This is a genomic window from Psychrobacter sp. NG254 (assembly GCF_015277735.1).
GTDB lineage: Bacteria > Pseudomonadota > Gammaproteobacteria > Pseudomonadales > Moraxellaceae > Psychrobacter.
Window position 1 is genome coordinate 283,581 of record NZ_JADHDA010000003.1, and the last position, 19,759, is coordinate 303,339.

Below are 19,759 nucleotides of genomic sequence, written 5' to 3' on the forward strand. Positions count from 1 at the left end.
AATAATTAAGGCGCTAATATGGTTAGTAAGCGACTGGTATAGTCTTTGGCACGTAGGTTGCGCTGTGCATGAGTCAGTGTGCCATCTTTATCAAATACGAATGCCGAACGGACCAGTCCCAAGCTAACCTTTCCATACATGTTTTTTTCTTTGATCACCTCAAAGTGCTGACAGAGCGTTTCATCAGTGTCACTCACCAGCGGAATCTGTAAGTCATACTTGTCGATGAATTTTTTGTGAGACTCAACACTGTCACGAGAGACGCCAACGATGTCGTAGCCTAACTCATCAAAATCATGAAGATGAGCGGTAAATTCTGTTGCCTGTGTGGTGCAGCCCGGTGTGTTGTCTTTTGGGTAAAAATAGAGAATAAGACCTTTATTTGTATTGGCGACCATCTCTTTTAAGCTGATGTCATCGTGAATAAAACTGCCAGCAATCTTGCGTACAATGCTCACTGGAAAATCAGGCAGGTGAAGGGTTTCCGTCGTTGGCTTTGCCATGGTAAAGTCCTTGTTGATTTTGGTGTTATTGGTTTTAGTATTATTGATAGTGTGCTTATTATAGGCAGATTAATAGCAATAAATAATCACTTTTACATTTTGCGCATTCATTGACAACAAAAAAGACTGGCAATGGCCAGTCTTTTGTATATCAAGTCAGTAATCAGTTAAGCAGGCTTGGTCGGTTGCTTAAGATCCAAACCATCTGTACATTGTTGCAATTCCTTTTGCATCGACTTTACATAAGGCAGACCAGAGGGATCTTTTTTGTCTTTAGCATAGCTCTCGATCTCCCACATTTGACCGATGGTCATTTTGCTGCGGACGCCAATAGTACAATTACACAGTTTGGTCGCATCGCCTTTGTCAGCCACTTTATATTTGACCGCGCCATTCACGCAAGTATTGATATTGTCTTGTTTGATATCGGTCGCATTGGCTTGTGGTATCGCAAAGATGGCCGCTAAGGCTAGGGGTAATATTGGCAAAAGCTTCATAAATGTCCTCTTACAGATGGCGTCAGTTTGTAAATTTTAGTCAATAATCAAGTTATTCACATAAGAATAACTAGGATACGTCTTCATTTTAAAAATATTTAGGACAGGGCCTAGCCTAGTTATTTATGCTTTGGGGTAGACATAATCGTTCATACAATACCAAGTATACGGATTAAAATACAATGGTGACGTGCTGTATTAATGCAAGCGCATGTTGCGCAAATGTTGATTGTATTCACCGCCCAATAATCAGTCTATCCTGCTTGATAGTGAGTAGGGTCAGTGACACCAACTTGAGCGAATCCTTGACGGCGTAGCGAACAGCTGTCACAAACACCGCAAGCAAGACCGTTTGCATCTGCCTGATAACAAGAGATGGTCTGACCATAATCAACGCCTAGTGACAGACCAAGCTCAATGGTTTGAGCCTTTGATAACTGTTGTAATGGGGTTTGGATCGATAGGCGATGGCCTGTGACGCCCGCTTTTGTGGCGAGATTGGCCATGTGCTCAAACGCTGCAATGTACTCTGGACGACAGTCAGGGTAGCCTGAGTAATCGACTGAGCTGACCCCAATTACGATATGGTTGGCATCAGCTACTTCTGCGACGGCTAGCGCATACGATAAAAATATGGTGTTGCGGGCAGGGACATACGTGTTTGGAATGGCGTCATTATCGATTTCGTCGCGATTTTTGCTAGGGAATTTATCCGAATCTCCATCTGGTACGATCATGCTGTGATCGGTCAGCGATGAGCCACCAAGTTGTGCGATGTCAATATCAATAATTCTATGGTTGACCCCTGCGGTATCGGCGATAGTTTTTGCCGCGACCAGCTCACTGTTATGGCGCTGCCCGTAGTTAAAGCTTACGGCGGTTACCGATGCATAGCGCGCTTTTGCCCAATACAAACAAGTCACCGAATCGAGACCACCTGATAACAGCACAACGGCATTTTGATTTTTATTAAGGATATCAAGGTCAGCATTGGAGGTTTGGTTGGTAGAGGTGTTTTGCATAGTTATGTTTGTCATAGTGATATCTATTATTGGTTTACGAAAACGGCTATTTTAGCAAAAATACTGCTATTACAGAACCATGAAGCGCCCAATCAAGCGTCACTAAAGTGACAAAGCGCATTTTAGGGGCTATTTTTTTATCAAACGCTATGTGCCAAAAAATAAATAACGTATTTCGCTCATCTTTTCAAACTGTTAGCAATATTTGTTATAATCGCAGCGTTTAAAGCGCCAGTCAGGTGACGTCATGGGCGATGCTTTATTGCAGACCGCTTTATAGTAAAACCACCCTTATAAAGATATTGAGTAACTTATGACCGCAGCAACTTTATTTACGCCAACCTCAACCGATCAATCAAATGAAGCTTCTACTAATACGGGTATCGATAGTCTTGTCTTAGAAGCTAACAATAGTACTGAAAATTATCAGTATGACGATACCGCTGAAGATGGTAGCCATCTAGATAGCCTTATTGATCATTCTGCTGAGACAGATGCTCCGACGGATTTTGGCAAACTACAAAAAAAGTTGCGTCGCCAAGTCTCTTGGGCGATTCGGGATTTTAATATGATCGAAGATGGCGATGTGGTGATGGTCTGTGTCTCAGGTGGCAAAGACAGCTATACCTTGCTGGATATTTTATTATTATTAAAACGTATTGCCCCCATTCATTTTGACATCGTCGCGGTCAATCTCGATCAAAAGCAGCCAGGCTATCCTGAAGATATCTTGCCTGCTTATCTTAATGAACAAGGGATTGCTCACTATATCTTAGAAAAAGACACCTATAGCATTGTCAAAAGTGTGGTACCAGAGGGCAAAACCTATTGCTCGGCGTGCTCACGTCTGCGCCGCGGCTCGTTGTATGGTTTTGCCAAGCAAATTGGCGCGACCAAAATCGCTCTTGGACATCATCGTGATGACATGCTTGCGACGTTCTTTTTGAATCTATTTCATGGCGGCACACTTAAATCTATGCCGCCCAAATTGCTGAGTGATGACAAGCAAAATATGCTGATTCGCCCATTGGCTTATGTCGAAGAAAAAGACATCATCGAATATGCCAAATTGAAAGCATTCCCAATCATTCCTTGTAACTTATGTGGCAGTCAGACCAATCTACAGCGAGCCATCATCAATGACATGCTACGCGAATGGGATAATGCGCATCCACAGCGTTTGGCCTCTATCTTTAAAGCGATGCAAAACGTGGCCCCATCACAGTTGGCTGACCGTGAGTTGTTTGATTTTGAAACGCTTAGTCTTGATCGTGATGACAATGAGCGTTTGTTTGAAGGCGACAATATTCAAGCAGGGCAGACAGATGATCTTGCTGAAATGGGTTTGCCAGTATCACCCAAGACACAAACCTTTAATCCAAAATTTGCAAGTGATAAGCCGTATGCGCTCGCATCAGAAGATGCCGAGAGCAATGAACGTAGCGCTAAAAAGATACCAACGATCAATCCGGTTATTTAACGTTTTGTGTTTGCGTGTTTTATGATTGAGTGCTTTGTGAGTTAATACTCATTGTACGAACAATAAAAAACCAGCCATTCTGTCATGAATGGCTGGTTTTTTTGAGTCTCAATATTAGGGCATAGCCTAACAAAGTTAGCTTTTAGCAAACACAGGCAGTGGATTAAAGCTAACCTCTGAGCGTGGCAGTTTTGCCACATCTTGCATGCGCCAGTCTTCTTTACCATCGTTACTGACTTGCAAATAGTATTTGGCTCTTACCGAATCGAGCTCTACTTGCGCGCTGTACTTATTGCCCTCGACATGTTTCAAAACGACGTCATGGTCTTTTTTGACATCCGTGGCGTGTGAGATAGAGAGATCTAGCGTATCAGGATAAGTCAGCGGCGTACCATTTAGTAGCTTGCCTGACTGTAGGCTTTGCTCAGGATAATTCAAATAAAACACAATATCACCACTATCTGAAAATTGCATTTTGCCATGCAAGTCTAAGTCGTAAGTCAGCTTGTCACGTGACACGTCATGATAGAGCGTTTTGCCATCCATATACCAGTCGTCTCGTACCACGCTATCACGAATTTGATAAGAGTAATAAACGAAATATATACAGGCAATGACCACAAATGCGGGCATGCCAATCACAAAGATAACCACCATATAGTTCTTGTACCATGGCTGAGTATCTTGATGCTTAAAGTTCGGTGCTGGAGTAGACATAACATACCTATTAATCAAATAATTATTCAGCAGATACCGTTCAGAATATATTTATTCGAGAAGTATCTACAAACGGTAATCTGATGGCAGAATGCTATCAGTTTAAGGATAAATACTCATCCAATAGCCTGTAGCGACTGAAGCCAAGCCACTGATTTCTAATAAGCCACTGACTTCTAAAAATTTACTGACCTTGGGTGGTAAAGACATTTTGTTTACTGACTTTGTATTTACCATCTTCACTGGTCACATTCAACGTCACAGGAGTTTGACCAAACTCAATCGTATCAGGATTACCATAGATACTCACCGGCATATCAAAACTTTCACCTGCCTCTAAAGGCACATCATTGAAACGCAGCTCTAGACTGAGGCCTTTTTGCGGTGCCAGCGTGATTTTATAGGCGTGAGGCTCTTGGGTTTTATTGGTCAGCTTGACGATATAGCTGTTCTCAATCATGCCTTGGCTGTTGATAGAGGATAACTGGTTGCGGTCGCGGCGAATATCAATCTCTAGTGGCACGCGATCTGTTAAAGCATATATAACACCGCCGCATAGCACCAATAATAATGCCAAATAGGCAAATAAGCGGGGACGTAATAACCGACTGGGTTCTTTTTCTGCCAGTTGACGTTCGGTCGTATAGCGAATGAGCCCGCGCGCATAGCCGACTTTGTCCATCACCTCATTACAGGCATCAATACAAGCGGCACACTGAATACAGGCCACTTGTAATCCATCGCGAATATCGATACCAGTGGGGCAGACCTGCACACACATGGTACATTCAATACAGTCACCTAGATGCTCAGGGTTCGTGCCTTTTTTACGAGTACCGCGTGGCTCACCGCGCTCATAATCATAAGAGACGATCAGCGTGTCTTTATCAAACATCACGCTCTGAAAACGACCATAAGGACAGATCTGTACACACATCTGCTCACGCATGTATCCCGCATTGGCATAAGTGGCAAAGGTAAAGATAAACATCGAGACCCATACCCATGTTGGCCAGTCAGGCACAGGAATCATCCCCACTGTCTGCCAACTATGGTAAAGCGAATCTGTCCCTGCCACATAACTGACAAAGGTCGCAGCGGTAATGATAGAGAGCAGCAACCAAATAGAATATACCGTCGTGCGCTTAAATGCTTTGCTCGCACTCATCGGTTCTTTATCAAATTTCATACGCTTATTGCGATCACCAATCACCCATTTTTCGACATATTGGTACAGATGCGTCCAAATCGTTTGTGGACAAGCATAACCGCACCATACACGACCTGCATATACAGTGACCATAAACAACGTAAATGCTGCAATCAGAGCAAATGCTGCTATAAAATAAAAGTCCTGCGTCAAAAATGTCATGCCAAAGATATAGTAATGCTGGGATGGCACATCAAACCATATTGCTTGTCTGTCGTTATAGCGTAGCCATGGTAAAAGCAAAAAAGCAGCCAAAAGCGCATACATCGTGATGACGCGAATATTTTGATAAAAACCTGTCACAAACCTTGGGTGTATACGATGCTTGGTCGCATCAAGATCAATCTGCTGTACAGGTATTTTATTGGATGGTTGTGCTGACATAAACGTGCCTCTTTAAAAAAAGAATCAGTCTGCTGGCATGATGAACAAACATCTTTTATGATCAGATGTATGAGTGTGTGATGTTATCAATGTCAGTAATTAGTGGATAAGGGATTGAGCACAGTGTGAGCCGATCCACCTACTACAGAATACTTAGTTCTATTTGCTAATCATGAGTTTTAAATCACCGATAGAGCGCTATCAAAGCCATTTAAATCTGTTATTAGCAGTCTATTTTAAAACACAGTTATTCTAACATTCTCCCTACTAATAATGGGGGAATGCATGCGAAAAACAATTGATATGATAAAGTATTTTCGCGTGTTTATAATATTCGTTGTTCGTAAAGCTAGGGTCTGTTTGATATTCAAATATTAGGGCTGCTGATCGCTAAAATTGCACCAAACTAGGCGCAAACCGACGATAATGTCGAGACCTTAGCTAGATTTGTAACAACGTTTGGGGTGATTTTAGCATCAGCCTTTCAGGGCAGTACTCTTTTCTGCCAATATATGGCGAAATTGTTTAACCTAGAATGACTAGGCATCAAAAATTTCACTGCATGTTGTCTAAAAAATAGTCACTGCCAGCGTCACATTTGAATATCAAACAGACCCTACATATGAATAAAAGAAAAAGGGAGAACTGTAATGACAGTTCTCCCTTTATCAAATCTCATCCATATATAGCACAGTCGTAGTAATTTAGAATTAGCCGCCGCTTAGTTAGCAGTCGCTTCTTCAGTTGCTACTGGTTGAACCGCAGCAGCTGTTACAGCTGGTGCTTCAGCCGATTTGCCAGTTCTGTCCGATAGTGAGTAGATATAAGCAGCAAGTAGCATAATACGCTCATTACCTAGCTTAGTTTCCCACTGTGGCATTACGCCTGCACGACCATAACGTAATGTATTGCGTACTGTCTCACGCTCACCGCCATATAACCAGATATTATCGGTTAGATTTGGTGCGCCTGCTGAGATCATACCTTTGCCGTTTTCAGAGTGACACAATGCACAATTCTGTTTAAAGATGGCTGCACCTTGGTTTACTAGGGTTTGATCCAGCTTACCATTGCTCTTGCTACCATTATTAGCAGATAGTGACAGCACATATTCTGACGCTGCACGCACACCATCTTCACCGATCTGATCACGCCAAGCAGGCATACCGCCGACACGACCATTATGCAATGTGGTCAAAATGTTGGTGGCTTCGCCGCCATGTAACCAATCATTGTCGGTCAGGTTAGGGTAGCCAGTAGCACCTTTGGCGTTAGAGCCGTGACACACCGCACAGTTCTGTAAGAACAAACGGCTACCCACTTTTAGCGCATTTGGATTTTCAGACAGTTTTTCGACATAAGGAGCAAGTTCTGCCACTTTACCATCGATTTGAGTCTGTAAATCTGCTGGTGGGTTTTCACTACGACGCATGGTCGCTTGTAGCTCATTTAGCGTACCAAGTGTCGCCGTTGCGCCTGCTGCATTAGCTTTCACAAGAATACTTTTTTCAAAGTTATCTGTGAATACTTTGTTATTGCTTTCAAGATCACTGAACAGCTCGTTTTTAGAGGTCCAAGGGACAGTTTCCCCATCGACTTCTACGGTTGCGATACCTTCCCAATGCTTCGGAAACATAGCTGGGAAAAATATCCAATAAGCGACGCCCCAAACGATTGAACCAAAAAATATCACCAACCACCATTTAGGAAGTGGTTTGTCGTATTCTCGGATGCCGTCATATTCATGACCAGTCGTACCGTCTTCTTCTAAGCTTGGCTTGTATTTTATTACAAACAGCAGAACACCAAGAATAAAAAGCCAGCAGCCGATACTGATTAGCGTGATCCAAGAACTCCAAAAAAATGTCATCATTTATCCTTATTGCGCTGCTCTTCAGACAGAGATTTTATATCCTCGTCATCAAGCGCAAGTTGTGCATCTTCTTCGAAGCGTTTTTTGTTTTTTGGCGAATACGCCCACCATGCAACGCCTACGAAGGCAATAAAGGCAGAAACGGTCGCAATTGTTTGTAATTCACCAATACCCATTAGCGCTGTCCTTCCATTGCGGTACCCAGCTGCTGTAAATAAGCAACCAAAGCATCAAGCTCTGTGGCACCTAGGACAGCATCAGGAGCGCCTTCGATGTCTGCTTCAGTATAAGGGACACCAAAGCGATCGCGGAATAGGCGCATTTTGTCTTGAATGTTTTCGCCATCCACTTCGTTTTCAGCAAGCCAAGGGAAACCGGGCATTACTGATTCTGGTACGAGTGAACGTGGATTGATCAAATGTTGCTTTTGCCAATCTTCAGAATAGCGACCGCCAACACGTGCTAAATCAGGTCCAGTACGTTTCGAACCCCATAAAAATGGATGATCCCACGTAGACTCAGCAGCACGCGAATAGGGTCCATAACGTTCAACTTCTGCACGTAGTGGGCGAACCATTTGAGTATGACAAACATGACACCCTTCACGGATGTAAATATCACGACCTTCAAACTCAAGCGCTGTCCAAGGCTCCATTGCTGGAAGTGGCGCATTCACACCACCATCTTCAGGACCCTTGTTATCATATATCAATGGTACGATTTCAACGAGCGTTGCAAAACTAATAGCAATCACGATACCAATGACTAACAGGCCTGTATTTTTTTCAATAATTTCATGCGGTGTACCAGCCATGATCGCTCCTTATACGTTAGCTGTCGAAGGTTTTTCGACACTAGGTTCATGATCCGTTGGATCAGCGACATCTACAGGCTTACCTTCTGGCATCTTGAGTGTTTTATAGCAGTTATAAGCCATAATAAACATACCCGACACATACAAGAAGCCACCAAAAGCACGGCCAATATATGGGAAATGCGAGAATTCAACAGTATCAACGAAGCTATATACCAAAGTACCGTCTGGGTTCGTCGCAAGCCACATCATGCCTTGGCCAATACCTGAGATCCACATAGAAACGATATAGAAAATCGTTCCTGCAGTTGCAAGCCAAAAATGCGTGGTGATTAAGCTGATAGAGTACATCTTTGGTTTGTTATAAATACGAGGTAATAGTACATACAAAGAACCAATCGTGATCATACCAACCCAGCCAAGCGCACCTGAGTGTACGTGACCAATAGTCCAATCGGTATTGTGCGATAGCGCATTGACTGTCTTAATAGACATCATTGGGCCTTCGAACGTCGACATGGCATAGAACGATAGTGCAACAATCATAAAGCGAATGATCGGATCGGTACGTAACTTATCCCAACTGCCTGATAACGTTAGTACACCGTTGATCATACCACCCCAAGAAGGTGCAAATAGGATGATTGAGAATACCATTGCTAATGACTGCGTCCAATCTGGAAGCGCTGAATAATGCAAATGGTGACCACCAGCCCACATGTATGAAGCAATCAATGCCCAAAAGTGAACGATAGACAAACGGTAAGAATAAATAGGGCGGCCAATCTGTACTGGAACGAAGTAATACATCATTCCAAGGAAAGCTGCCGTTAGATAAAAACCTACTGCGTTATGACCATACCACCACTGCACCATGGCATCAGTTGCGCCGCCAAATAGCGAATACGACTTAAAGGCACTAACAGGAATCGCCATACTGTTTACGATATGTAGTAGTGCAATCGTAATGATGAAAGCGGCGAAAAACCAGTTAGCCACATAGATATGTGAGGTTTTACGTTTGATGAGCGTACCAAAAAAGACGATGGCATAAGAGATCCAGACCAACGCGATTAAGATATCGATAGGCCACTCAAGCTCAGCGTATTCTTTACTTGAAGTCAAACCTAGTGGTAAGGTAATGACAGCAGAAACGATCACTGCTTGCCAACCCCAAAAGGTGAACCAAGCCAAATACGGTGCGAACAGGCGTGTTTTACAGGTACGCTGAACGATATAGTAAGACGTTGCGAACAGGGCAGAACCACCGAACGCAAAAATCACCGCATTGGTATGCAGTGGTCTCAAACGACTAAAAGTCAGCCATGGAATGTCAAAGTTGAGTGCTGGCCATGCTAACTGTGAAGCAATGAACACACCAAGACTCATGCCGACGATGCCCCATACTACGGCCATGGTCGTAAAGAATCTTATGACTGTAATTTCATACTCACGGTCATTAGGGTTGGTTGCTGTGTTTTGTAAACTCATTGGATGATTCCTTTACAGCCCGAATTATCAACAGAATTAACCAATAATCCACACAATCTTCATTTGAGATCTCAATTATAGCCATGTATAAGCTGATAATTATCGTGGCACATATTGCTTTTTGGTCTGTTATCACCGTGATGTCATTAACTGTTAATCTAAGCTTTTGCTATGTATCAGTAAACACCAATAAATAGAAGTAAGCGCTTTATGCGCTATGCTCAAAGCCAATTGACAGTAGGATTGTTAATATATCATCAAGGTAAATAAGAAGACGCGCCGTTTTTGGACATCAAACATCTAATGAGGCTAAATATGTATCTTAATTATTACGAAGAAATCTGTACTAATGAAGATAGATACCCTTATCTATAGGGCTATAAAACGCACTAACTATAGATGGATGCTAGCGGCAGCTGACAAAAAACATGTTTATGTAATGTTTGGTTAAAACTCCCGACTCTGTTTAAGGGTATTGTAACGCAATCCTAATAAAATATCATCAGAACTATGCGGCAAAATACAAACTCTTTGGTATAAATGTGAGCAGGCAACTTATTATTGCGGTGCCACTCCTGTATTTTATACACAATGTTGTCACTATTCTAGCTGCTCGTTTCAAACCCTTACGGTAAAAGCCAACTTGTAAAGGAGTTTTGTAACAGAGCTATTGCTTGGCCTATAAATAGATTTTACTTATTATCAGGTCGACCCTTATAATGACCTTCGAGCTAGGGATACCCCAATAGACCAATCACTGGTATATTGACGAGTAGTGTCCGTCCAATAAAATACCAATTAAGGGTAATAAGATGGCAGTTTTTTTGAGCAATGAATGGTTTGAGCAAGTAGAAACAATGGGTAATGAAGCGGGCGAATTGAATCTGCCGCCAGCACTTGCCAATATGATCGTGAACCTAAAAGTCTCTGATGCTGAACAAGACATCGAAGCCAATTTCACCAATGGCTTGTTGCATCGCGGTTTAAATGATGCGGCAACGACTACCTTGTTGCTTGACCGCAGTATTCTGCAGTCTATCATCACAGATTTTGATACCAATCAGATCATGGGTGCCTTTATGAGCGGTAAAATCCGCGTCGAAGGCGATATGTCACAGTTGATGGCGGTACAGACTGCTCGCCCAAGTGCTGAGCAAAAAGAACTGTATACCCGTATCAAATCCATGACCACAATGGCTTAATTGATACTTAGTCGACAGTTTGGTGCATGTGTCATGCATGACAGTCGCTGAATTAATAAGTTCATGAAATGTAAAAAGCCTCTAATATAAATTAGAGGCTTTTTACATTTCATGACTGTGACAGCTAGATAGCCGTTATTTAATTAGCTGGCTTTTGATGACTGTGAAACGGTTTTTTGATTTTCTTTATATATGGCCGCCTGTAGCCAGACATTGGCTTGTACATAATCATGCACGTTAATACTGGCAGTCTCTGCAGTATTAAGCGCGCCAATACGCACAACAAACGGATCTGCATCTTGCTCGCGTAGCGTCACGACATCAAACAAAATAATAGACTTGCCATTGAATACGGTTTCTTGTTTGCCAAGCACCTGACCTTGGCACCATGCTTCGTCCTCTTGACCCAAGGTATCACCAAACAAGTACGCACACATGTGACCCAAATTGATTTCAATAGGTGCCATTTGCTCTTTGGTTTCAGATTTCCATTTGGCTATCTGCTCTTGTAAATCGTCTGGGATATTTCCGTCATTCGCCGCAACAATATCATTAAAGGCACGGTGATAGCGGATAGATTCTTGATCCTCCACCATGATGACCTCGTTTTGTTCACTGAGCTTAATCTCGTGCGCCCATGCGCTGAAGTTCACGTAATAATAGGCGTCACGCTGATATAAGTGGCGATTGGCCGTATAAAGCTGATCAAATGCATAAATGATACTGCCATCAGCCGTACGTAAGCGTAAAACGGCATCATGAGAGTTGTCATTGGCAATGACACGCTCAATTTTGCAATTGAGTCCATAAGGGCTGTCCACACAAGGGTAGGCATTAATAAAGCATTCAGGCTTACCATCTTTCATCGCCAGTACTTGATTGATGTGGCATGGTTGATCTTCTGACAGCAACAAGCAGCTGTCTTGCGCGCTCACATTATTGTTGAGACCTTTAGGCATTGCTGCGACTTCAATCATTTTTTGTAGCCATTCTGGCACATCATGACTCATGTCATCGGTCAGGATACGCCAGTGATCAGCGTGACCGGCAGACTGCTCATCGGTCAGCGTGATCTTGGTCGGCGCTTGAATGTTTTTATATTGATAGTTTATGGTCATGAAAATACTCAAAATTAAGTCAGCTTGGGGTTTTAATCTAATACGGCGGTCGCTTATGCATTATCCAATACGCTGAGCGCTTGGTGTATGAGGGTCAGCAGCCTAGCTCGCAAAAGATCAGAAACCGCAATGAGGGGTTAATGACAATTGTCTTTAGCCTATAATATATAGGTATTGACACACCTAATAGCAAGACCCCTATAAAAAATAATAACAACAAAACCCAGTTTTTTGGTGAATAATACGCTCAGTTTTAGCTAATGACTGGCACATATCCGCCAAATTGTGTCAAACTAGCTCCCTTTTGATGGCCGTTTTTGGCTCGTCTGAACCCCTGTTTTTGTGTTCGATTTATATGTGCGTAAGGCAAGCGCAGGCTTGTGATGCATTTGTTGCTGCTCGTTTTGTAGCCTATATAAAGTCGCACGTAGATAAGATAAAGAGTTTGAATATGTTTCGTCCTTTAGCGTTATTTATTGGCTTACGATACACCCGAGCAGAGCGCAGTAATGGCTTTATCTCATTTATATCACTCATCTCAATGATTGGTCTGACGCTTGGGGTTGCCGTATTGATTACGGTGCTATCGGTGATGAATGGTTTTGATCGTGAATTAAAAACTCGTATTTTGGGCATGGTGCCGCAGGCGACTGTGGTCTCAAGCGAGATCATCAGTGATTGGGAACAATTGGCTGATAAGATTAAAGAAGATCCAGAAGTGGCGGCGGTTGCCCCTTTTATCCAATTGCAAGGGATGCTGACATCAAACGGTCAGGTCGCAGGGATTATGGTGACAGGTGTCGAGCCTGAGTACGAAAAAAATGTCTCTATCATCAATGAGCATATGGTTGAAGGTAGCATTGATACCTTGAAAAGCGGTGATTTCAGCATTGTGTTAGGCGAGGAGATGGTACAGTCTTTAGGCTTGCAGATAGGGGACAAGGTAACTTTAGTGTTGCCAGAAGCGTCACCATCACCTGCAGGTGTGATACCACGGTTCAAGCGTTTTACCTTAACCGGTATCTTTACCATCAGCCCAGAAGTTGATAGCCTCATGGCGTTTATCCCGATGGGTGATGCAGCAAAACTGCTGCGTTTGCCAGAAGGAGCGCAGGGCGTACGTATGAAGCTCAATGATATCTTCACAGCGCCAGTGGCTGCAGAGAAAGCGGCTGCCATTGCACCTCAGCAGTTGTATCCTAATGATTGGACGCAAACGCATGGCAATCTATTTGGTGCGATTCAAATGGAAAAAGCCATGGTCGGCTTGCTATTGTTTTTGATTATCTTAGTGGCTGCTTTTAACATTGTCTCAAGCCTTGTAATGCTCGTTACTGATAAAAAATCCGATATTGCGATTTTGAAAACCTTTGGTGCTTCTCCTCGATTGATTACCCAAGTGTTTATGGTTCAAGGTGTGGTCATCGGTGTCATCGGTACGGTTGCTGGCACGATATTGGGTGTGATATTTGCCCTCACGGTCAGTGATATTTTGGGTTTTATCAATCAAGTCTTTAACCTGAACCTATTTGATGCGTATTTTGTGAATTATTTGCCGTCAGAGCTGCGTTTGTTAGATGTGGTATTGATTACGGGTGCGTCGTTTGTACTGAGCTTTTTGGCCACTATTTACCCAGCACGCCGAGCGGCTAAGATTCAGCCTGCCCAAACACTACGTTATGAGTAATCCCAAACGCCTAAATATCGAAATAAATAAAATAAAGGAAGCGCTATGTCTGCCATTTTAAAGGCGACCAATATCAATAAGATATATGATGAAGGGGCGGTCAGTACACAGGTATTGACGGGCCTTGATATTACGGTTAATGCTGGTGAGCGTATTGCCATCGTTGGCACCAGTGGTTCAGGAAAAAGTACCTTGCTGCACTTGCTTGGCGGACTGGATACGCCAACGAGCGGTGAAGTCTGGTTGCATGGTCAATTATTAAACAGCATGAATGAGACTGAACGAGGTGCCATGCGTAACAAGCACTTGGGTTTTATTTATCAGTTTCACCATTTGTTAGCAGAGTTCACGGCTATCGAGAACGTTGCAATGCCTCTGCTCATGCGTCCAGAAGTATCGACGAAAGACGCCCGTAAGCAAGCCATTGAGATTTTGGAAAACGTTGGTCTTGAGCATCGATTGATGCATAGACCTGGTGAGTTATCAGGCGGTGAGCGCCAGCGTGTCGCCATTGCACGTGCGCTAGTGACCAAACCATCGCTTATTTTGGCAGATGAGCCGACGGGTAACTTGGATTATGACAACGCACAAAGTGTTTTTGGTCTGTTGTCAGAACTACAAAACACCATGCAAACGGCGCTATTGATGGTGACCCATGATCGCAATTTGGCAGCGCTTGCTGATCGTCAGTTATTGCTGCGTAATGGTCATTGGGCACAGTATTAACAATTTTGTGTACAGAGAATATAAGGCTGACGTAAATGCTGTTTATTAGCGCTTATGATGTCTTTTCTGATGAAGTGTATTGTTGTATGATTAGGGCGTGTTGAACATTCAAATGTGGTGCTGGCAGTGACTATTTTTTAGACAATATGCAGTGAAATTTTTGAAGCCTAGTCATTCTAGGTTAAACAATTTCGCCATATATTGGCAAAAAATAGTACTGCCCTGAAAGGCTGATGCTAAAATCACCCCAAACGTTGTTGCAAGCTTAGCTAAGGTCTCGACATTATCGTCGGTTTGCGCCTAGTTTGGTGCAATTTTAGCAATCAGCATCCCTAATATTTGAATGTTCAACACGCCCTAAGTAAATATGCCATAGCAACAGATATATAGGCGGCTATCAATTGGCCGCCATGTCCACTTTATAGGAACACATGCAATGACTGCAGATGAAAATCCAATCGCCGCTTTTGGCAGTGCTGAAGAAGGTGATGAGCCATTAAAGCCATATATCGATCCGAGCCTGTTTGAAACCATTGATAGACAGTCGCAAATGGATCTGCTTGCACCTGTATTTGACGCCATTACTTTGGCTGGGGTTGATTTTGATCTGAAGGTTCAAGACAGTGCCACTGGCAAGCGATACACCTTATGTAAAAACGATAAAGTTATCGAAATTGTACCGATGGATATGGATTTTACTGACAAGGTATTGGCTGCGATAGAAAAAAACAAAGAAATATGACTTGTATAGGCGTGTCTGAGATATTCAGTCAGAGCGTCGATTGCTAGTTTTAGACACTTAACCACATCAAAGCCTGATCCTATCAAGAAGTAGGCGGTTCAACCGAAGATTTTTTCTGGCGCTTTTGCCAACTTGCGACAGTTCTATAACGCCAAACAGCCTTAAATACCAGTCCGCAAATAATACTCGTCACCACTGCCAAAATCGTCAATCCAATACAAAATGCGGCAATCGAGACAGTGCCGCGATAGGTAATAAATGGATTGGCACCATTTGACAATACCCATAAACTAAAGTCAGCAATCATCCTGCCGATGAGTCGCAAACTGATCATTGGTGCATCTAAAATCTTTGCACCAATATAGTATCCGGCATAAAAAATAGGCAAGCTGGTAAGCGGATTGGTAATCCACGTCAGACCAAGTGCCATCGGGACATTGGCTCGAAAAATAAGCGAGCCAATCAAGGCCAGTAACATCTGTCCTGGTAATGGGAAAAATGCACTAAGCACACCAATATAGACCGCTTTATTTAGGCTGTGACGATTGAAATGCCATAATCGTGGATCTGCCAAATGCGGTGCAAATAATTTTAAGGTGCGACTTTCTAGGACTTTTTCTGGTGTAGGAAGTAAATCTTTTAGACGTTTTTTGGGCACAAGATTGCCTTTAATCATTAACGATAGCCCGCTCAATCAGTTTGATGGACTGCTATAGAGTAATATGATGAATAAAAATGGTGAATAACGATAGATAGGATACTGATGTCAGACAATCAGCCTCTCAATATCTGTCATCAGTATAGGGCAATATAAATATAAATGCTATTGAACGATGTGCCAGTTATTGTTATTGATAGGGTGCTGTATTCATGCTTATATCTATAATCAAAATATTAAAATCTAGGGTGTGTCATCAATTAACACATGAATACATTTAGTGGCTTTAAAATGGCTAAATTTTGCTAAACATCGTCAGTAATTTTTTCAATATGTTCATATTAACGGCCATTTCTTCCTTGTTTATCTACAATTTTTCTCATTTTAAGCCTCACAATTTAATTGATGACACGCCTTAGCTGACTCGTTATAAAGTTGATACCGTCTTATGTCGTTAAACCATCAAGCAAGGAGTGCTGGTGTACTGGTTAATTGGCAGCCTAATAATTATCATTATGATGGGCGTTTTGGCAGTCGCAGACGATGCGTTGGTGCCAGTCGACCTGTTTTTATTAGACATGGTCAGTGTCTCTAAACTCTCTCTGCTACTCATCGTATTAGCTGTTATTCTGATGGTCAGCGCTCAATTTAATTCTCCACCAGTAGTCATTCAAAAAGTCGTCAAAGACCACGCCACATACCTGCCTTATAACAATAACCTTTCCTTACGCATCATCAAGTATTTACTGTTTGCTATTTTGACGATCGCATTGGTAATCGGTAGTGCGTTACAAGCCTTGGTCAGCCATCAACAGGCAGAATCTGCCAAAATCATCGACCCAATACGAGTACAAGCCTTGGTTCGTATTGAGGGAGTAAGTGACAGTGTTTATGATACCAGTACAGATAGTGGCTATCGACAAGTTGCCGTGGTCACAAACTTATCACCATTGATCGCTGAGTTAGATGCTCAAGACTTGGCGGAGAGTACGGCAAACCATCTAGAAAATAAGCAAAATAGCCTAAGCAGTCATACTCTGAGTAGTAATCGCAATATCGAATATCGGGTACTGCTCAATGCTTATCCAAAACCATCATCAAGTGGTGACTCACTAGCAGCATTGAATGACCTACAGCCCGGAGATCAATTGTTTATGAGCTTGGCGCTGACACCATTGGCGAGCTCTGAGCAAGTACTGAACAATCCTTCTGGGTTTGACAGCTATCGATGGCTACGAGGTCGCCACATTGATGGTGCGGCTAATATATTGGCGGTCAGTACGTCGACCGTGAGTTATGAGGCGTTGCCAAAGCAAGTAGTGACCTCTCAATCGTATCTGCAACGCTTCCGTACTTATATTGACCGAGGCCGTTGGCAGCTGCGTCAGCATTTTTATAAAAACTGGTCGCTACATTCTACCGCGAAGCAGCAAGCAAAAGCGGTCACATTGAGCTTGCTTACTGGTGATCGCAGTTTAATCAGCCGTGATACCAAAGACTTATACCAGTTGGCAGGTATCTCGCATTTACTGGCTATTTCAGGGACTCATGTGCTGTTTTTGGCCATTGTTATGGCAGGTACTGCGGTGCTGTTCTTTGATAGATTTTGTCCAATAGTTTATCGCTATATTCCGCGCTGGCAAGTGCGATGGTGGGTCATGATTGGGGCGGCTTTTATTTATGCGCTATTCACAGGGTTTGATGTGCCGGCTGCACGGACGGCTTGGATGTTACTGGCGATAGGTTTGGTTAGATTGACAATGTTGCCTACCAGTACCATGAAGGTATTATTGGTATTGGCCATACTGATGGCATGGCGTGATCCTTATGTGTTATGGCAAGCAGGATACTGGTTGTCCTTTATCGCAGTGGCGCTATTGCTCAAATACGAGGATACCTCCTATCAGCAGGATACTACTGCATTAGTACCACGCCCTGTCACTTTAGGCACGAATAGCAATAATGTCCGTACCAAACACACCATATTTAACCGCGCTTGGCAAGTTGTGAGACGCATCGCCAAATTACAGTTTTGGCTATTTATTACGTTACTACCAATCACATTGCTCTTATTTGGCAAAGCATCGCTATGGGGTCTTGTGATCAACCTATTTGCCATCGGTTTGTTTGGATGGGTGATTGTGCCGTTGAATTTATTGGCAGGGCTGTGTTATCTGCTATCCCCTGTGATAGCGGATAGTATCTGGATGTTGGTCATTGCAATCGTTGGCGCTTTGCATGAGTTAATTGCATGGCTAACATCGTTGTCATTACTGTCAGATGCTTGGCTGTATATACCAGTCAATATGGCCATCGTGTTCATGGTGTTTTTGTTTATGCTGCCTTGGCTATTACCGCGAGGTTTTATCAGTCGATGGCTGGCGCTGACGCCTTTGACGCTGTTAATAATGACGGTGTACGCTAACCAACAGTCGCTCACAACCGTACCGACTTTATATGTCTTGCCTACTGGGGACTCGTATATTAGTGCTTCATTATTACAATATCCTATTGCTCATAATGCGGCTCGATCAGGCATAAATAATCGTCAAAAAAGCACCCATTGGCTATTTTTGGCAGATCATAGACCAACAACCGCGCGCACGATGACCAGTAGCCTGACAGCAGATACGTTGTCTGCAACTTTAGAACAGCAACTGGGCAGTTTATCAGTCAATCATTTAGACGGTATCATTGTACAAAGTAACAGTACCGGACTGACGGATACGCTTAATACTAACGATCAACGCGTTGAGTCTGATATCGGAACGTCCGAATTATTGCCAATGACCGTGGCTCAGTTAAGTCAGCAATTACCTGTCAGTCAATACTGGCAAGCGGGACGCTCTGATAGATGGTCTATACTGCAGCAAGCCTATCAAGTCACCAGTAAAGCCGATAGGGCATCAAGTATCAGTGCCCAGCGCTGCGATCAGGATAAAATATGGCAATTGCCTAGTGGCGGCTTGGCGATAAAGGTGTTGACGGGCTGGAGTACTATTAATGATGCCAGTGTCTGGGACTGCAGTATCGCTATCGATACTGATTTGCCCATACAAGTGCTAAGGTATAACGCAGCAAACCCTCTGAAGTCATCCGATATGACAACTCAGATGGATATGGAACATGCACGTTTGGCAGATGCCAAGCTGAAGAGCAGTCAAGAGACCGAGCATCAAGAAATTCCTGCAGTATCACGGCTCATACTAAATATCGATACCCATCAGCGGGTTTGGCAGATGTGGGCGTTACTGTGCTCGGATGAAGGGTTTAATAAGATCATCGCCTCAAACCAAACGACATGGCTTGGTCATAGTACCTCACATATAACCGCTGATATAATGCGTCATAAAAATATTAATAACGTCATAACCTTGGATGATAAACCTTTAGATGCAGCATCATCTCTAAATAAGCATGACGATGTGGCCAATACCAATACCAATACCAATATCAAAAGTCCTTAAAATATCGCTCATCCAATCTGCGTTACAATATGGTGATATTTCACAGTTATACTATTGAACCCTTATTAAAATACCACCATACTTAGCAGCCTATTAATACCGGTGATTGATACCGTCAGAAAGCCTCTGACTGTTTTTATCATCTTTTATTGTTTTAGATTGTTTCTG

General features: G+C 42.9%; 17 protein-coding genes. 6 read left to right on the forward strand and 11 right to left on the reverse strand.

Going from position 1 to position 19,759, the window contains the following annotated elements; translation table 11 throughout:
- Positions 1–5 precede the first annotated feature (5 nt).
- The 3 genes from IP510_RS06595 to queC form a co-directional block, all read right to left on the reverse strand.
- Complete coding sequence (locus IP510_RS06595) at positions 6–503, reverse strand: peroxiredoxin (RefSeq protein WP_194363972.1); 498 nt, start codon at positions 501–503, stop codon at positions 6–8.
- A gap of 167 nt (positions 504–670) precedes the next feature.
- Positions 671–1,000: a hypothetical protein gene (locus tag IP510_RS06600; protein ID WP_194363973.1), complete on the reverse strand. Its 330-nt coding sequence runs from the start codon at positions 998–1,000 to the stop codon at positions 671–673.
- A 254-nt stretch (positions 1,001–1,254) separates the two neighbouring features.
- Positions 1,255–2,022, reverse strand: a complete 768-nt coding sequence (gene queC / locus IP510_RS06605; RefSeq protein WP_265087572.1) for a 7-cyano-7-deazaguanine synthase QueC — start codon at positions 2,020–2,022, stop codon at positions 1,255–1,257.
- Between the two features lie 313 nt (positions 2,023–2,335).
- Between queC and ttcA the strand changes: the two genes are divergently transcribed.
- Positions 2,336–3,502, forward strand: coding sequence for a tRNA 2-thiocytidine(32) synthetase TtcA (ttcA, locus tag IP510_RS06610; protein WP_194363975.1), 1,167 nt, complete (start codon positions 2,336–2,338; stop codon positions 3,500–3,502).
- Positions 3,503–3,637: 135 nt separating this feature from the next.
- Here ttcA and IP510_RS06615 read toward each other — a convergent pair whose 3' ends face one another.
- The 6 genes from IP510_RS06615 to ccoN all read right to left on the reverse strand — a co-directional run bounded on the left by IP510_RS06615 (position 3,638) and on the right by ccoN (position 9,991).
- Positions 3,638–4,219, reverse strand: coding sequence for a FixH family protein (locus IP510_RS06615; RefSeq protein WP_194363976.1), 582 nt, complete (start codon positions 4,217–4,219; stop codon positions 3,638–3,640).
- Between the two features lie 184 nt (positions 4,220–4,403).
- The gene (gene ccoG / locus IP510_RS06620; RefSeq protein ID WP_194363977.1) at positions 4,404–5,813 is read right to left on the reverse strand and encodes a cytochrome c oxidase accessory protein CcoG; all 1,410 of its coding nucleotides are present in this window, start codon (positions 5,811–5,813) and stop codon (positions 4,404–4,406) included.
- Between the two features lie 721 nt (positions 5,814–6,534).
- On the reverse strand, positions 6,535–7,683 hold the full coding sequence (gene ccoP / locus IP510_RS06625; RefSeq protein WP_194363978.1) for a cytochrome-c oxidase, cbb3-type subunit III: 1,149 nt from the start codon (positions 7,681–7,683) through the stop codon (positions 6,535–6,537).
- A complete protein-coding gene (locus IP510_RS06630) occupies positions 7,683–7,862 on the reverse strand; it encodes a CcoQ/FixQ family Cbb3-type cytochrome c oxidase assembly chaperone (protein WP_057760804.1) in 180 nt (59 codons plus the stop codon). Before IP510_RS06630 ends, ccoP begins: the two co-directional genes overlap by 1 nt.
- Positions 7,862–8,500, reverse strand: coding sequence for a cytochrome-c oxidase, cbb3-type subunit II (ccoO, locus tag IP510_RS06635; RefSeq protein ID WP_194363979.1), 639 nt, complete (start codon positions 8,498–8,500; stop codon positions 7,862–7,864). Before ccoO ends, IP510_RS06630 begins: the two co-directional genes overlap by 1 nt.
- Before the next feature lie 9 nt (positions 8,501–8,509).
- Positions 8,510–9,991 (reverse strand): cytochrome-c oxidase, cbb3-type subunit I, encoded by a 1,482-nt coding sequence (gene ccoN, locus IP510_RS06640; RefSeq protein WP_194363980.1) that lies wholly within the window; start codon positions 9,989–9,991, stop codon positions 8,510–8,512.
- A gap of 812 nt (positions 9,992–10,803) precedes the next feature.
- On the opposite strand from ccoN, the gene IP510_RS06645 reads away from it, so the two are divergent.
- The gene (locus IP510_RS06645; RefSeq protein WP_194363981.1) at positions 10,804–11,193 is read left to right on the forward strand and encodes an SCP2 sterol-binding domain-containing protein; all 390 of its coding nucleotides are present in this window, start codon (positions 10,804–10,806) and stop codon (positions 11,191–11,193) included.
- A gap of 143 nt (positions 11,194–11,336) precedes the next feature.
- Here IP510_RS06645 and IP510_RS06650 read toward each other — a convergent pair whose 3' ends face one another.
- Positions 11,337–12,311 (reverse strand): hypothetical protein, encoded by a 975-nt coding sequence (locus tag IP510_RS06650; protein WP_194363982.1) that lies wholly within the window; start codon positions 12,309–12,311, stop codon positions 11,337–11,339.
- A 451-nt stretch (positions 12,312–12,762) separates the two neighbouring features.
- On the opposite strand from IP510_RS06650, the gene IP510_RS06655 reads away from it, so the two are divergent.
- From IP510_RS06655 to IP510_RS06665, 3 genes are all read left to right on the forward strand, one after another.
- Complete coding sequence (locus tag IP510_RS06655; RefSeq protein WP_194363983.1) at positions 12,763–13,998, forward strand: lipoprotein-releasing ABC transporter permease subunit; 1,236 nt, start codon at positions 12,763–12,765, stop codon at positions 13,996–13,998.
- A 45-nt stretch (positions 13,999–14,043) separates the two neighbouring features.
- A complete protein-coding gene (gene lolD / locus IP510_RS06660) occupies positions 14,044–14,724 on the forward strand; it encodes a lipoprotein-releasing ABC transporter ATP-binding protein LolD (protein ID WP_194363984.1) in 681 nt (226 codons plus the stop codon).
- Between the two features lie 436 nt (positions 14,725–15,160).
- Positions 15,161–15,466, forward strand: a complete 306-nt coding sequence (locus tag IP510_RS06665; RefSeq protein ID WP_194363985.1) for a hypothetical protein — start codon at positions 15,161–15,163, stop codon at positions 15,464–15,466.
- Positions 15,467–15,548: 82 nt separating this feature from the next.
- On the opposite strand, the gene IP510_RS06670 is transcribed toward IP510_RS06665, so the two are convergent.
- Positions 15,549–16,124 (reverse strand): DUF2062 domain-containing protein, encoded by a 576-nt coding sequence (locus tag IP510_RS06670; protein WP_320154182.1) that lies wholly within the window; start codon positions 16,122–16,124, stop codon positions 15,549–15,551.
- A 479-nt stretch (positions 16,125–16,603) separates the two neighbouring features.
- On the opposite strand from IP510_RS06670, the gene IP510_RS06675 reads away from it, so the two are divergent.
- On the forward strand, positions 16,604–19,591 hold the full coding sequence (locus IP510_RS06675) for a ComEC/Rec2 family competence protein (protein WP_320154183.1): 2,988 nt from the start codon (positions 16,604–16,606) through the stop codon (positions 19,589–19,591).
- Positions 19,592–19,759: the final 168 nt, after the last annotated feature.

Coding starts and splice junctions, on each gene's coding strand:
- ccoP (WP_194363978.1), bottom strand. CDS start 7,683: ATGACATTTTTTTGGAGTTCTTGGATCACGCTAATCAGTATCGGCTGC.
- IP510_RS06600 (WP_194363973.1), bottom strand. CDS start 1,000: ATGAAGCTTTTGCCAATATTACCCCTAGCCTTAGCGGCCATCTTTGCG.
- IP510_RS06645 (WP_194363981.1), top strand. CDS start 10,804: ATGGCAGTTTTTTTGAGCAATGAATGGTTTGAGCAAGTAGAAACAATG.
- lolD (WP_194363984.1), top strand. CDS start 14,044: ATGTCTGCCATTTTAAAGGCGACCAATATCAATAAGATATATGATGAA.
- IP510_RS06655 (WP_194363983.1), top strand. CDS start 12,763: ATGTTTCGTCCTTTAGCGTTATTTATTGGCTTACGATACACCCGAGCA.
- queC (WP_265087572.1), bottom strand. CDS start 2,022: ATGCAAAACACCTCTACCAACCAAACCTCCAATGCTGACCTTGATATC.
- IP510_RS06630 (WP_057760804.1), bottom strand. CDS start 7,862: ATGGGTATTGGTGAATTACAAACAATTGCGACCGTTTCTGCCTTTATT.
- IP510_RS06595 (WP_194363972.1), bottom strand. CDS start 503: ATGGCAAAGCCAACGACGGAAACCCTTCACCTGCCTGATTTTCCAGTG.
- ttcA (WP_194363975.1), top strand. CDS start 2,336: ATGACCGCAGCAACTTTATTTACGCCAACCTCAACCGATCAATCAAAT.
- ccoG (WP_194363977.1), bottom strand. CDS start 5,813: ATGTCAGCACAACCATCCAATAAAATACCTGTACAGCAGATTGATCTT.
- IP510_RS06615 (WP_194363976.1), bottom strand. CDS start 4,219: ATGTCTACTCCAGCACCGAACTTTAAGCATCAAGATACTCAGCCATGG.
- IP510_RS06650 (WP_194363982.1), bottom strand. CDS start 12,311: ATGACCATAAACTATCAATATAAAAACATTCAAGCGCCGACCAAGATC.
- ccoN (WP_194363980.1), bottom strand. CDS start 9,991: ATGAGTTTACAAAACACAGCAACCAACCCTAATGACCGTGAGTATGAA.
- ccoO (WP_194363979.1), bottom strand. CDS start 8,500: ATGGCTGGTACACCGCATGAAATTATTGAAAAAAATACAGGCCTGTTA.
- IP510_RS06665 (WP_194363985.1), top strand. CDS start 15,161: ATGACTGCAGATGAAAATCCAATCGCCGCTTTTGGCAGTGCTGAAGAA.